11 protein-coding genes are annotated in these 13498 nt (G+C 55.9%); 3 read left to right on the top strand and 8 right to left on the bottom strand.

Annotated features, from left to right (window positions below):
- Window positions 1–74: 74 nt before the first annotated feature.
- Together ABLV66_RS17045 and yahO are read right to left on the bottom strand one after the other, a co-directional pair.
- A complete protein-coding gene (locus ABLV66_RS17045; protein ID WP_348876913.1) occupies window positions 75–1262 on the bottom strand; it encodes an OmpP1/FadL family transporter in 1188 nt (395 codons plus the stop codon).
- Window positions 1263–1562: 300 nt separating this feature from the next.
- Complete coding sequence (gene yahO / locus ABLV66_RS17040; RefSeq protein ID WP_045396302.1) at window positions 1563–1835, bottom strand: DUF1471 family periplasmic protein YahO; 273 nt, start codon at window positions 1833–1835, stop codon at window positions 1563–1565.
- Between the two features lie 364 nt (window positions 1836–2199).
- Here yahO and ABLV66_RS17035 point away from each other — a divergent pair, with 364 nt between their 5' ends.
- Entirely contained in the window at window positions 2200–3339 is a 1140-nt protein-coding gene (locus ABLV66_RS17035) for a GGDEF domain-containing protein (RefSeq protein WP_348876912.1), read from the top strand.
- The gene (locus ABLV66_RS17030) at window positions 3327–4169 is read left to right on the top strand and encodes an N-acetylmuramoyl-L-alanine amidase (RefSeq protein WP_045396293.1); all 843 of its coding nucleotides are present in this window, start codon (window positions 3327–3329) and stop codon (window positions 4167–4169) included. Before ABLV66_RS17035 ends, ABLV66_RS17030 begins: the two co-directional genes overlap by 13 nt.
- 45 nt (window positions 4170–4214) lie before the next feature.
- On the opposite strand, the gene ABLV66_RS17025 is transcribed toward ABLV66_RS17030, so the two are convergent.
- The 4 genes from ABLV66_RS17025 to poxB all read right to left on the bottom strand — a co-directional run bounded on the left by ABLV66_RS17025 (window position 4215) and on the right by poxB (window position 9527).
- Window positions 4215–5228 (bottom strand): 3-beta-hydroxysteroid dehydrogenase, encoded by a 1014-nt coding sequence (locus ABLV66_RS17025; protein ID WP_045396289.1) that lies wholly within the window; start codon window positions 5226–5228, stop codon window positions 4215–4217.
- Between the two features lie 87 nt (window positions 5229–5315).
- Window positions 5316–6758 carry an SDR family oxidoreductase gene (locus ABLV66_RS17020; protein ID WP_348876911.1) on the bottom strand — a complete coding sequence of 481 codons (1443 nt, stop codon included), beginning with the start codon at window positions 6756–6758 and terminating at the stop codon, window positions 5316–5318.
- Window positions 6759–6768: 10 nt separating this feature from the next.
- The gene (gene ltaE / locus ABLV66_RS17015) at window positions 6769–7770 is read right to left on the bottom strand and encodes a low-specificity L-threonine aldolase (RefSeq protein WP_348876910.1); all 1002 of its coding nucleotides are present in this window, start codon (window positions 7768–7770) and stop codon (window positions 6769–6771) included.
- A gap of 38 nt (window positions 7771–7808) precedes the next feature.
- Window positions 7809–9527, bottom strand: a complete 1719-nt coding sequence (gene poxB / locus ABLV66_RS17010; protein WP_348876909.1) for a ubiquinone-dependent pyruvate dehydrogenase — start codon at window positions 9525–9527, stop codon at window positions 7809–7811.
- A 152-nt stretch (window positions 9528–9679) separates the two neighbouring features.
- Here poxB and ABLV66_RS17005 point away from each other — a divergent pair, with 152 nt between their 5' ends.
- Window positions 9680–10114: a DoxX family protein gene (locus ABLV66_RS17005; protein ID WP_289577042.1), complete on the top strand. Its 435-nt coding sequence runs from the start codon at window positions 9680–9682 to the stop codon at window positions 10112–10114.
- A gap of 645 nt (window positions 10115–10759) precedes the next feature.
- On the opposite strand, the gene hcr is transcribed toward ABLV66_RS17005, so the two are convergent.
- The gene (gene hcr, locus ABLV66_RS17000) at window positions 10760–11728 is read right to left on the bottom strand and encodes an NADH oxidoreductase (RefSeq protein ID WP_348876344.1); all 969 of its coding nucleotides are present in this window, start codon (window positions 11726–11728) and stop codon (window positions 10760–10762) included.
- Window positions 11729–11739: 11 nt separating this feature from the next.
- Window positions 11740–13392, bottom strand: a complete 1653-nt coding sequence (gene hcp, locus ABLV66_RS16995) for a hydroxylamine reductase (RefSeq protein WP_045396269.1) — start codon at window positions 13390–13392, stop codon at window positions 11740–11742.
- Between the last annotated feature and the right edge of the window lie 106 nt (window positions 13393–13498).

Here is a 13498-nt window from a genome sequence, read left to right as displayed (position 1 = left end):
GACGCAAAGAGCTAAGACCTTGATGTGACAACGACCATCGGCTGCCCGCGCCTCTTGTGCGGGCAGCCGGCGTATCAGAACTGATAACTATAGTTGACGCTGGCGAACCACAGGTAAGGGCGATCGTAGCTGCCGGAGATGATTTCCGGTGATTTTACGTGGGAAGATTGCATGTGCAGATAAGAGACCGCGACGCCGATATTGCTGGCGGGGGTTATCTGGTATTGCGCGCCGGTGGCGAAGCGCCATTCATCGCCGGTTGGCAGGGAAAGCGCCGTGTCGCTTTGCGAATCATAAACCGTACTGTCGAAACCGACACCGGCGTTCAGACGCCACTGCTCGGTCGGCCGGTACTGCACGCCGACGGCGGTATGCCAGGAGTCCTTCAGGCGGTTATTTTTATTACTTTCGTGACCGGCAACGGTGATTTGCGGGCTGCCGAACTGGCTCCAGTCCTGCCAGCCGAGATCGCCCATCACCGACCACTGTTTATTAATATCGTGGACCATGCTGAGCATGATCTGCTGCGGCGCGCGGACCTGGGCGGAGATAGGCAAATCATACGAAACGTTCGGTAAATTGGGGAAACGCGCTTTCCCCTTAACGTTAAAGTCATAATCGGTTTTACTGTTCCAGGTGATGCCAGCGCGGGTCTGTTCGGTTAACTGCATCAGCAGACCCAGACGGTAGCTCATCGCCCAGTCATGGTCTTTATCTTTCTCGTCATTACCGTCGACGTTACGCGTCAGCGATAAATAACCATAGTTCAGGTTGGCGGAGGCGCCGACAGAGAGACGATCGTTAAGTTTCCACGCCAGCGACGGGCTCAGCGTCATCGCCACCATGGTGCTTTTCTTGATAAGACGATCGCCGGCCCAGTTGCCAAAATCGATGCCTAAACCGTAGTTGCCGTACAGGCCGATCCCGGCATACACCTCATCATTAATCTTCTGCGCATAAAAGCCGCTGGCGTTAGGAAACAGATTCATCACGTTTCCAGGGCTATTGCCGCCGTGGTCATTATCCATCTGATAGGAGATATCGCCGCCCATCAGCTGCGCGCCGCCGGTAAACATATGGTCAGGCAACCGGGTCATGCCGGCAGGATTGGTGACAATGGTGGAGGCGTCCTGCGCGCGGGCGGCCTGGCCTGCGCCTGCCAGGCCGACGTCTTCGGTGCCGATTTCATAAAAATAGAGCGCGCTGGCATGGGTAAAGCCAGAGCAGAGCAACCCAGAAATAAGAAATGCGATTTTTTTCATTTGCCACCTGCGGTAATTTAAACGCGAGCATCTTCTTATGCCCAAAAGTATAGAGGACATCTCTTTTTTGGCGTCGAATTTATACTGATAGTCCAGGGGAATATATTGCGAGTCCGATAACGGAGTGGATTAACTATTTTAGACGTTATCCGGATTAGCATCCTGATGAAGGCGCATATTTGATATGACTAGTCGCGGATGGTAAATGAGAAAGGCGTATAAAAATAAATGTTCGCAGGAAAATTAAAAAGAAGCATTATCATCCTCAGATGATAATGCTCTTATAATGCGAAAAACTAATTATTTCTTCTTATAGATATTCGCGGATACGTGCAGTTTCTTGTCGGTATTGCCGGAAGAGAGAACTACAACGTCAGCGCCTTTTTCATCGGCTTTTTTGATCAGTTCTTCGCGCGCATCGCTTGGCGCAGTTTGACCGGTAGAGGAGATGGTACCAATTTTGTGGTATTGACCCTGTACTTTAGCGAAATCTTCTTTGCTCAGAATTTCTGCAGAAAATGCGTTCGCGGTTAAAAACAATGCTGCACCTGCCACTAAAGCTGCATATTTCATATTATTAATCTCCATTGTTTATCTTGCTATCATCATGCCCTTGTTTTAACTAACCAATGAGCGCCATCAGATTGAATCAAGCCCGTCTTTTTTTCAAGCGAAATGCTGCATTTTTATGACCTTTAATTAACGATTTTTTAAAGAAAAGATGACGTGGTTCTCATTGATAACGCTTGCTTTTTATTGCGCAATAGACTGTATCGGGGCGTAAGATCTTTTTCATCTGTCGTTAGCTGAAAATGACGTTAAGCGGCGAGTGGCTGAAGCGGCCGGCAACAGACATTCCCGGATTGATGGTTTATCATATAGAAAAGTTACCGCGGGCAGCTTAACGCATTGTCCAGATGCTGAAAAAGGAGTAGCTATGCCGACAGAACAACGGCTGGATCCGCGCGAAAATCGAACGATGCTGTGGGCCAGTCGCGAAAATGTGCAAAAACACGCGCTGTCGCGCAGCATGCCGTGGCTGGCGTTCGTCAATATTGCCTTTGCCTTGATGGTCATCTTCCGCAACGTTCTGTTCACCGAGTTCAATCATCAAAGGTTGACTAATCCAGATATTATCCCTTATCTGGAGATGGCGCTCGGGGCCATTATCGTTTTCTCGCTGGCGCTTTGCGTGATGGTTATCTCCGGGCGAATATTAAGTGGTATTTATGCCACTAAAGTGATTTCTGCTATCTTATTGATCCTCAGCTTATGTTGGGCGATGAGTAGTTACTGTTTCATCATTTTATGGTCGCTGCCGTTCGCCTGGCCGCTGCTGGTTATTTTAATGACCACCGGTCTTGCCGCGCTCTATTATTTCCCGGTGGGCCTTGTAGCTTACCTTGTTCCTTTATGGGGTACTTCATTACTCGCTGGGGTGCAAATACATCACGGCGTCGATTTACGTTTTTTAATTCTTTGGGTAATTTGTACCGCTATTATGGTATACGGCCGTCAGATATTGCAGCGCTGGTATGATGAAGCCTGGAATACCCATCAGGAGAATATGCAACTGATTAACCGGCTGGAAAACATGGCTAATCAGGATGCGTTGACGGCGACGGCTAACCGCCGGGCGCTGGACAATTTTTTGGCTCAGGCCTGGGAACGTAAAGAACCGCTGGCGCTGATCATTCTCGATGTCGACTTTTTTAAACGTTATAACGACCACTATGGTCACCAGGCCGGTGATTACTGCCTCTCCTGCATCGCCTCAGTGCTGAAGATGTCGGTGCGCGCGCAGGATGATATGGTGGCGCGCTATGGCGGCGAGGAGTTTGTGATTGTCCTGCCGCTGCAATCATTAGATAGCGCTACGGCGGTGGCGCAGCGGATCCAACAGAAAATTCGCGAAGCGGCGCTGCCGCATGCCAAATCCGATGTTGGGCCGCTGGTGACGGTCAGTATGGGGATTGTCGCTTCAGAGGGAGGCACCCCGCCTTCAGAGTTGATCGCGCAGGCGGATGCGGCGCTGTATAAAGCCAAGCAAGAAGGGCGTAATCGATGGTCTTATTAGGAAAGCGCATTATCCAGCTTGCGCTTGCCGCGTTGCTGCTGGCAGGCTGTGCGCAGGAGCAGGGCATTGTCGACAAACAGGGTTATCAGCTGGATACCCGTCATCCGGCGCAGGCGGCTTATCCTCGTATTAAGGTCCTGGTCATTCACTATACCGCCGATAACTTTGATGTCTCGTTGGCGACCCTGACCGATAAAGAGGTCAGTTCGCACTATTTAATCCCCGAACAACCGCCGCTGCGCCACGGTAAACCGCGTATCTGGCAACTGGTGCCGGAGGAAGATTTAGCCTGGCACGCCGGCATCAGCTTCTGGCGCGGCAGCACGCGGATCAACGATACCTCGATTGGTATTGAGCTGGAAAATCGCGGCTGGCAAAAAAACGGCGATATAAAAAGTTTTACCCCATTTAATCCAGCGCAAATTGCAGCGCTTATCCCGCTGGCGAAAGATATCATCGCCCGCTATCACATTCAGCCGCAGAACGTCGTCGCCCATGCCGATATCGCGCCGCAGCGTAAGGACGACCCCGGCCCGCTGTTCCCGTGGCGAGCGCTGGCGCAGCAGGGGATTGGCGCCTGGCCCGATGATGCGCGTGTCGCTTTTTATCTGCAAGGGCGCCCGAGCTGGCAGCCGGTCGATCGCGGCGAATTGTTAGACCTGCTGTCGCGCTACGGCTATCAGGTCACCCCAGAGATGACCCCGGCGCAGCAAAAACGGGTGATCATGGCTTTCCAGATGCACTTCAGGCCATCACGCTGGGACGGCGTGGCCGATGCGCAAACGCAGGCCATCGCCGAGGCGTTGCTGGAAAAATATGGACAGGGGTGAACATTTGGCAGCAAACAGGATGGTTTGCTGCCGTAATCGACGGTTTTAATCGTGCAGTTTACCGTGGTCTTTTAACCACGCTGCGGTGCGCGAAACGCCCTCATCCAGGGTAACGATCGGCTGATAGCCAAGTTCCTGCTGGGCGCGGGAGATATCGAGGGTAAAGTCGAAATTGAGCTTTGAGACGCCGTAATGGGTGAAGGCCGGTTCTTTTGCCGATTTATTACCGAAATGCTCCATGCTACGGGCGATAATATCCAGCATCGGATAGGGCACCGAACGGATTCGGCACTTGATGCCCAGCTCGTCAATAAGCTTCTGCACAATGCTGCGCAGCGTCCGCGGCTCGCCGTTGCTGATATTCCACGCCCGCGCGGAAGGTAAGTGGTCGCACTGCGGCTGACTGGCCAGCCACATCGCATGCACCGCATTTTCGTAGTAGGTCATATCCACCAGCGCGTTACCGCCGCGCGGCAGGAGCACGCTGCCGTAGTGGCGCATCATCTGCACCATTCGTGGAATAAAGACCTTATCATGCGGCCCGAACAGGCTTTGCGGGCGCAATATCGTAAAGCGGGTATGCGGGTTCGCCTGCGCCAACAGATTGATAACCTCTTCGCTGGCCGCCTTGCTGCGGGCGAATTCATTGGCGAAGCGGTGCGGGCGGAAATCTTCCTGAATATCGCGATGGTGGTGATAATCGAAATAGAGCGAAGGCGAGGAAATATGGACGAAATTGCGTACGCCCCAGGCCACGGACCATTCGCCAAGGCGGCGCGTTGCGCGAACGTTGGCTAAATCGAAGGCTTGCTGGGTTCCCCACGGCGAGGTAAAGCTGGAACAGTGCCATAGCGTATCGATACCGGCGAGCATCACTTTAGCCTGCGAAGAGACCAGTTCGGTTAGATCAGCAGGAATAAATTCCGCGCCCATTTTGCTCAGAAGCTTACCCATCGCTTCGTTGCGCCCGGTTGCTCGCACGCTGATGCCCTTGTTGCGCAGATATTCCACCGCATTACGGCCTAATCCGCTGGTCGCACCGGTAACCAGTACCTTCATATCAATCTACTGTCCCAGAAAAGAATTTCGTGCGCATTTTTCCGTGATTCTCCCGAGTATGCAATGAGAATCATGAAAGAATAACGCTTAATCTTCGTTTTTGCCTGTGATTTGCTCGGCCTGGCGGGCGATGCGTCGCGCCATGCCGCGAAAAATAAACAGATGCGCCGGGATCATCAGCAGCCAGTAGAACAGGCCAGGCATGCCGTGTGGATGCCACCAGGCGCGAACGTCGAGCTCGCGATGGTCGCCTTTATCGCGAATGGTAAAGCTTAAACGACCAAGACCGGGAGCTTTCATGCCAAACAATAGGGTTAACTGTTGTTCTTCTTCCACAATAATCACTTTCCAACTGTCGACCGTATCGCCGGTTTGCAGATAGTCATGCCGCGGTCGCCCCTTGGCCAGGCGGTGGCCGACCAGCAGATCCATGGCGCCGCGGATTTTCCACAGAATGTTGCCGAAGAAATAACCCTCTTTACCGCCGATTTGGTTCACCACTCGCCACAACGCCTTACGGCTCGCCCGGGTGCTAACGGTGCAGCCTGCCTGCTTGGGGTAATAGCCATACTCCGGCCGCCAGCGGGCGAAAGCCTGAGCGTCGTAGCCCCAATCGCTGGAGTTCACCAGCTGTTCTTCCTCTTTCAGGGTACGACGCACCGCCTGATCGAAGGGAATCAAGGTTTGCGGGATCAGCGCGCGTAGCGAACGATCGTCGGCGATCAGATCGTGCTTGAGCCCCTGAATTAGTGCTTTAGCGATGGTGGGGGGCACCGAGGTGATAACGTTCAGGAACCACACCGAAATCCAGCGGGTCGGAAAGGGGATAGGGATCAACAGGCGATGCTTACCGCTGACCGCCATAAAATGGGTGAACTGCTGCTGATAGCTGAGAACATCCGGGCCGGCGGCCTCGAAAACGCGGTGTTCACGGGCCGGATGGTTGAGTAACTCCACCAGATAGTAGAGCAGGTTTTCCAGCGCGATGGGCGTGGTGCGCGATCGAACCCAGCGCGGCGGCGTCAGCACCGGCAGGTTGTAAACCATGTCGCGCATCACTTCAAAAGCGGCGGATCCGGCGCCGACGATGATACCCGCCCGTAACTCGGTGACGGGGATCCCTGACTCGCGTAGAACATCGGCCGTCACCTGGCGGGCGCGCAGATGGTCGGACTGCTCCTGCGCCGGAGCCTGCAGCGAGCTGAGAAATATCACCTGGCGCACCGGCGTCTGACGCAAAGCATCGCGCACGTTAACGGCGACCCGGCGTTCATGAGCGATGAAATCACCGCCTTCGCCCATGCCATGCACCAGGTAGTAAAGGGTATCGACCCCGCGAAGCAGAGCAGGGAGATCCTGCGGCTGATTGAGGTCGATAGTGTGGCAGGTGACGCCGGGAAGATCGAGCTTCTGCAGCCTGTCGATATGGCGTGCCGCCGCCAACACCGGATAACCTCGCGCGCTTAATTCGCGCACCAGATGCTGGCCAATATAGCCGCTGGCGCCAAGCACCAGAATAGATTGCGACACGCCTGACTCCTTAGCGTTGTAAAAAGGCTTGCCAGTGACCGACCACTTCCGTCAACTGCTGGCGGTTAACATCGAGATGCATGACCAGACGCACGACAGGCGAGGCGTTGATCAACACGCCGCGGGCCTGCATGAATTCGCCGAGCGCCCGAGCCTGCTCCTCACCGACGCGCACGAACAGCATGTTGGTGTCGTGGCGCATCACGTCAGCGCCGACGGCGCGAAGCTGTTCCGCCATCCACGCGGCGTTGTCGTGATCCTCCTGCAGACGGGAAACGTTATTCTGCAGAGCATACAGACCGGCGGCGGCCAGAATGCCTGCCTGACGCATCCCGCCGCCGACCATTTTACGCCAGCGAATGGCGCGGCGGATGTACGCTTCGTTGCCCAGCAGCAGAGAACCGACCGGCGTACCGAGCCCTTTTGACAGGCAAATGGTGAACGAATCGCAGTACTGCGCGATATCGCGCAGCTCGCAGCCGTACTCTACAACGGCGTTGAAGATACGCGCGCCATCGACGTGTAGCGCCAGATTGCGCTGGCGGGTGAACGCCCAGGCCTCTTGCAGATAGCCGCGTGGCAGCACCTTACCGTTGTGCGTGTTCTCCAGGCTTAACAGGCGGGTGGGGGCGAAATGGATATCGTCGGGCTTTATTTTGGCCGCCACTTTATCCAGCGGTAGCGAACCGTCCGCCGCGGCATCGATCGGCTGCGGCTGAATGCTGCCCAGCACCGCAGCGCCGCCGGCTTCATACAGATAGTTATGCGCGCCCTGGCCGACGATGTACTCTTCGCCGCGCTGACAGTGGCTAAGCAGGCCAACGAGGTTGGCCTGGGTGCCGGTAGGCAGAAACAGCGCCGCCTCTTTACCTGCGAGCTCAGCGGCATAGCGCAGGAGTTCATTGACGGTCGGGTCGTCGCCATACACATCGTCCCCGACCGGGGCGGCCATCATGGCCTCCAGCATGGCGCGCCCGGGGCGGGTTACGGTATCACTGCGAAGATCTATCACGGCATATCCTTGTTCTGATTCAGGGTGATAGCATTGTTTTACCTGAGCCAGTTGGTTTTCGCTAGTTCAATGACTTCGTCTCCGCGTCCGCTGATGATCGCGCGCAGCATATACAGGCTAAAGCCTTTAGCCTGCTCCAGCTTAATTTGCGGCGGGATCGCCAGCTCTTCCTTAGCGACAACTACATCGACTAATACCGGACCGTCGGTGCTAAAGGCGGTCTGCAGCGCCTCATCAACCTCAGAGGCTTTCTCGACGCGTATCCCTTTGATCCCGCAGGCTTCGGCAATGCGGGCGAAGTTGGTGTCGTGCAGTTCGGTTCCATCGGTCAGATAGCCGCCGGCTTTCATCTCCATCGCCACGAAGCCGAGAATGCTGTTATTAAAAATGACGATTTTTACCGGCAGCTTCATCTGCGCCAGCGATAAAAAGTCACCCATCAGCATGCTGAAGCCGCCATCACCGCACATCGCGATGACCTGGCGATGCGGCGCGGTCGCTTTGGCGCCAATAGCCTGCGGCATGGCGTTGGCCATCGAGCCGTGGTTAAACGAACCCAGCAGGCGGCGTTTGCCGTTCATTTTCAGATAGCGCGCCGCCCAGACGGTAGGGGTACCGACGTCGCAGGTAAAGATCGCGTCGTCGTCGGCAAAGCGGCTAATCTGCTGCGCCAGATACTGGGGATGGAGCGCTTTCTCGCTGGGTTTGGCGAGATCGTCAAGCCCTTTACGCGCTTCGCGATAGTCCTCCAGCGCTTTATCGAGGAAGCGGCGATCGGTTTTCTCTTCCAGCAGCGGCAGCAGCGCTTTCAGGGTCGATTTGATATCGCCCACCAGCGCCATATCCACCTTACTGTGCGCGCCGATGCTACCGGGGTTGATATCGATCTGGATAATTTTGGCGTCGGTGGGATAGAACGCGCGATAGGGGAACTGGGTGCCGAGCAGGATCAGCGTGTCGGCGTTCATCATGGTATGGAAACCGGAAGAGAAGCCGATAAGCCCGGTCATGCCAACATCGTAAGGATTATCGTATTCGACGTGCTCTTTGCCGCGCAGAGCATGGACGATAGGGGCCTTAATTTTCGCCGCAAACTCCACCAGCTCCTGGTGCGCGCCGGCGCAGCCGCTGCCGCACATCAGGGCAATATTACTCGAGTAACGGATAAGCTGCGCCAGCTTGTGCAGCTCTTCGTCCGCCGGGGTGACCGTGGGCTGCGGCGCATGATACCAGTGGCTGCTGGCGCTTTCCGGAGCCGGTTTCAGCGCTACGTCGCCGGGCAACACAACTACCGAAACGCCGCGGTTAATGACCGCCTTACGCATGGCGATAGCCAACACCTGCGGAATTTGCTCCGCAGTGGAGACCAGCTCGCAGTAGTGGCTGCATTCGCGGAACAGCTCTTGTGGATGGGTTTCCTGGAAATAACCGCTGCCGATTTCGCTCGAGGGAATATGGGCGGCGATGGCCAGCACCGGTACGTGGTTGCGATGGCAATCGAACAAACCGTTAATCAGATGAAGGTTGCCCGGCCCGCAGGAACCGGCGCAGACCGCCAGCTCGCCGGTGAGTTGGGCTTCGGCACCGGCGGCAAAGGCGGCAACCTCTTCATGCCGGGTCGGCATCCATTCGATGGTCCCCATGCGGTTTAAACTGTCGCTCAAGCCGTTGAGGGAATCCCCGGTTACGCCCCAAATACGTTTAACGCCAGCTTGTTCAAGGGTTTTTGCAATATATGACGCCACGGTCTGTTTCATGGTTTTCCATCTCCTTTTTGTGATAACGCTATCAAGCTTAGATGAAACTACAGGTCGCGTTGCCGATTGCCCCTTATTTTTCGCTGGTTTTATTGGCGGAATATTGCGCATACTCTGGGAACACATAGGGTGTAAAACAGGAAGCACATCAAATGGTTAAGGGATTGTTAAACACAGTAAATAAAACGCTATCGCATGAAGATGCCGGTAAACTCTTGTTACGACTTGCCGTTGGCGGCTTAATGTTGTTTCACGGTCTGCATAAGCTAATCGACGGCGTGGATGGCATCAGCGGGATGCTGGTCGCGAAAGGGCTACCGGGGTTCATTGCCTACGGCGTGCTGGTGGGGGAAGTCGTCGCGCCTTGTTTACTTATTCTTGGCGTCTTGACGCGCCCGGCGGCGCTGATGTTGGCGTTCACCATGGCGGTCGCCTGGTTGATGGTTGGGACGGGTAAAACTTTCGCGCTGGATGCCGTCGGCGCATGGGCGATTGAAAGCCTGGTCTATTTCTTTATCGGCGCGTTGGCGATTGCGCTATTAGGGGCTGGGCGTTATTCGTTGGCCGGTCAGTCGGCCTGGCGGTAAAAAAGTGCCGGATGGCGGCATTAATGCCGCCATCCGGCCTACGGTCCGTGCGGCCTGCCTTTAATTTATTCACCACGCTGGCTGACACTATTGGTGCTGGTGATCTCAAAATCCCCCGGTGGCGCTAGCGCTTACCGGGGCTACAGCACGATGCGATTTGGTAGCCCGGAGAAGGCGCAACGCGCCGCGTCCGGGAAAACCCTTAAAAAAGTTGCAAACCGATAACAGTGCGGCCTGCCTTTAATTTATTCACCATGCTGGCTGAAACTGTCGGTGTTGGCGGCCTCAAAATCGCTGAGACGTTCCCGGAAGGCCGGGGCAGCCCGCATGGATGCGGGCTGAGGGCCGTGTTTTGCAAGGACGCTGCCTCGGCCCGACCCGAAGCCTGTAGGGATAAGTCGAAGGTACCACGAAGTGGCGATTTTGGCGGCCAGAGCCCGGGGGTACAGGGGGCGGCGGCGACTGGCCGCCCCCTGTACGCTCCCTGCGCCATGAGGGGCATAACGCAGAAGAAATATCGGAGCGCAATGTGCTCAGAATTAACACAAAGCACATGTTTTCCCCGACCAAAACCGTTGCAAACCGATAACAGTATCTACGGCCCTGTAACCCCGGTAAGCGGTAGCGCCCCCGGGGATTTCAACCTCAGGCGAGAACCAGATCGCTCTGCGGGTGGCAGGAACAGGCCAGCACGTAGCCATCGGCGATTTCCGCATCGGTCAGCGTCATGGTGCTGGTAACGCTGTATTCGCCGGCAACCACTTTGGTTTTGCAGCAGCCGCAGACGCCAGCGCGGCAGGCGACGGTCACCGGTACCTTATTGCTTTCCAGCGCTTCCAGCAACGTGGTGCCGACCGGTGCGTAGAACGTTTTCGCCGGCTGCAGCTTAGTGAATTTCAATCCGTTGGAAGCGGCTTCCGCCACCGGGGTAAAGAACTTCTCTTTAAAGAAACGCGTCACGCCAAGCGCCGTCACTTCCTGTTCCACCATCTCCATATAAGGCGCCGGGCCGCAGGCCATCACGGTACGGCTGGCTAAATCCGGCACGCTTTGCAACAGCTCGCGGGTGAGGCGCCCGGCGATAAAGCCCGGCGTCGCGTCGTTTTCCGCCACCAGCGTGACCGGGTATTGACGCCACTCTTCGGCAAAAATCACATCCTTCGGCGAACGCACGTTAAAGATAACCTGCACATCCGCCTGCGGGCGGTACTTCGCCAACCAGCGGCGCATCGACATAATCGGCGTCACGCCGCAGCCGGCGGCCAGCATCAGAAAACGATCGCTTGTTTTATCTTCACAGGTAAATTCGCCCATCGCATCCGACAGCCAGATATAGTCGCCGCGTTTTACGTCGCGGGTTAACCACTGTGAGCCTGCGCCATCATCAATACGACGAACGGTCAGCGTAATGTATTCACTGACCCCGGGCGTTGAGGAGAGCGTGTAGGCGCGCAGCGTATCCGCCGAATGGCGCACGCTAACCAGCGCGTACTGCCCGGCGCGATAGGGATAGTAGTCGTGGCACAGCAACGAAATCGTCCATACGTCCGGCGTTTCCTGCTGAATATGATGAACCTGCATTCGCCACGGGCACTGTTGAGTTGGCATTGTCATGCGGTGACTCCTTATGCGCTCAGCAACTGCTGCATATCTTGTTCTACGGTAGTGACGGAACGCAGACCGAACTTCTCGTTGAGGACAGCCAGCAGGTCCGGGGTGAAGAAGCCTGGCGCGGTCGGGCCGGTGACGATGTTTTTCACCCCGAGCGACAGCAGCGTCAGCAGGATGACGATGGCTTTTTGTTCGAACCAGGAGAGTACCAACGACAGCGGCAGATCGTTTACGCCACAGCCCAGTTTTTCCGCCAGCGTTACCGCGAGAATAATCGCCGAGTAGGCATCGTTACACTGACCGGCGTCGACCAGACGCGGCAGGCCTTCGATATCGCCGAAATCCAGCTTGTTGAAGCGGTATTTACCGCATGCGAGGGTTAAAATCAGGCAGTCGTCCGGTACGCTGGTGGCGAAATCAGTGAAGTAGTTACGTTCGCCGCGCGCGCCGTCGCAGCCGCCGACGAGGAAGATGTGGCGCAGTTTTTCACGGCTGACCAGATCAATCAGCGTATCCGCCGCGCCGAGCAGCGTCTGGCGGCCGAAGCCGACGGTGATCAGATGCGGGATTTCGCTATACGGGAAGCCGGCCATTTGCTGCGCCTGGGTGATAACCGGGGAGAAATCTTCGCCTTCCAGATGGTTGACGCCCGGCCAGCCGACGATGCTGCGGGTCCAGATGCGATCGTCGTAAGCGCCTACGGTCGGGTCGATGATGCAGTTGGAGGTCATCACGATGGGGCCCGGGAAGCGGGCGAATTCAACCTGCTGGTTCTGCCAGCCGCTGCCGTAGTTGCCGATCAGGTGTTTGAACTTACGCAGTTCCGGATAACCGTGCGCCGGCAACATTTCGCCATGGGTATAGACGTTAACGCCGGTACCTTCGGTCTGCTCCAGCAGGTTATAAAGATCTTTCAGATCGTGGCCGGAGATCAGGATGCACTTACCTTCGGTGGCTTTAACGTTGACCTGAGTCGGCGTCGGGTGGCCATATTTCGTGGTTTCACCGGCGTCGAGGATGCTCATCACTTTGAAGTTCATCTGGCCGATTTCCATCGAACATTCCAGCAGAGCGTTCATATCGGCAGGCCAGGTCCCCAGCCACGCCATGATTTTATGGTACTGGGCGTAAATGTCGTTGTCGTACTGGCCGAGCACGTGCGCGTGTTCCATATAGGCCGCAGCGCCTTTCAGGCCGTACAGGCACAGCAGGCGCAGGCCGAGGATATTTTCACCGATCGCGGCTTTGTCTTTATTTGGCGTATAGTCCGCCGCCTGACGTTGCAGATCGCCCAGATCATCGCTAACCAGCTGCAGATCGGCGACCGGGCTGTCGACGGCGGCGTTGGCGTCAATATTCAGGCATTGCGCTTTCAACGCCTCGCGCATCGCGATCGCCTGACGGGCGTAGCCGACGATACGCGGCGAGTCGAAGTTCACGTTGGTCAGAGTAGAGAAGAACGCGCGCGGGGCGAAATTATCCACCTCATGATCGATGATGCCATATTCACGTGCCTTAACGGCCCATGCGGAGAGCCCCTGCAGCGAAGCAATCAGCAGATCCTGCAAATCGGAGGTTTCAGCGGTTTTACCGCACATACCCTGCGCGTAAGAACAGCCATTTCCTGCCGGCGTACGGATAGTTTGTTCACATTGCACACAAAACATGATCACACCCTTTAAAGTTATATTTTAGATACATGTTTAAGGTTATGCCTGTGTCTGTACGGAGAAAAGGTATTTCTGATACAACTTAAAGGGAGATTGATTTAGC

Source organism: Klebsiella sp. CN_Kp073, from assembly GCF_040065495.2.
Taxonomy (GTDB): Bacteria; Pseudomonadota; Gammaproteobacteria; order Enterobacterales; family Enterobacteriaceae; genus Klebsiella; species Klebsiella aerogenes.
The sequence above is the reverse complement of the archived record's forward strand: the minus strand, read 5'-3'. Positions and strand labels throughout refer to the sequence as shown.

Bases quoted from the DNA above. Each gene is read 5' to 3' on its own strand.
- hcr (WP_348876344.1), bottom strand. From the start codon at position 11,728: ATGACAATGCCAACTCAACAGTGCCCGTGGCGAATGCAGGTTCATCAT.
- ABLV66_RS17045 (WP_348876913.1), bottom strand. From the start codon at position 1,262: ATGAAAAAAATCGCATTTCTTATTTCTGGGTTGCTCTGCTCTGGCTTT.
- yahO (WP_045396302.1), bottom strand. From the start codon at position 1,835: ATGAAATATGCAGCTTTAGTGGCAGGTGCAGCATTGTTTTTAACCGCG.
- ABLV66_RS17025 (WP_045396289.1), bottom strand. From the start codon at position 5,228: ATGAAGGTACTGGTTACCGGTGCGACCAGCGGATTAGGCCGTAATGCG.
- ABLV66_RS17030 (WP_045396293.1), top strand. From the start codon at position 3,327: ATGGTCTTATTAGGAAAGCGCATTATCCAGCTTGCGCTTGCCGCGTTG.
- ABLV66_RS17035 (WP_348876912.1), top strand. From the start codon at position 2,200: ATGCCGACAGAACAACGGCTGGATCCGCGCGAAAATCGAACGATGCTG.
- ABLV66_RS17005 (WP_289577042.1), top strand. From the start codon at position 9,680: ATGGTTAAGGGATTGTTAAACACAGTAAATAAAACGCTATCGCATGAA.
- hcp (WP_045396269.1), bottom strand. From the start codon at position 13,392: ATGTTTTGTGTGCAATGTGAACAAACTATCCGTACGCCGGCAGGAAAT.
- poxB (WP_348876909.1), bottom strand. From the start codon at position 9,527: ATGAAACAGACCGTGGCGTCATATATTGCAAAAACCCTTGAACAAGCT.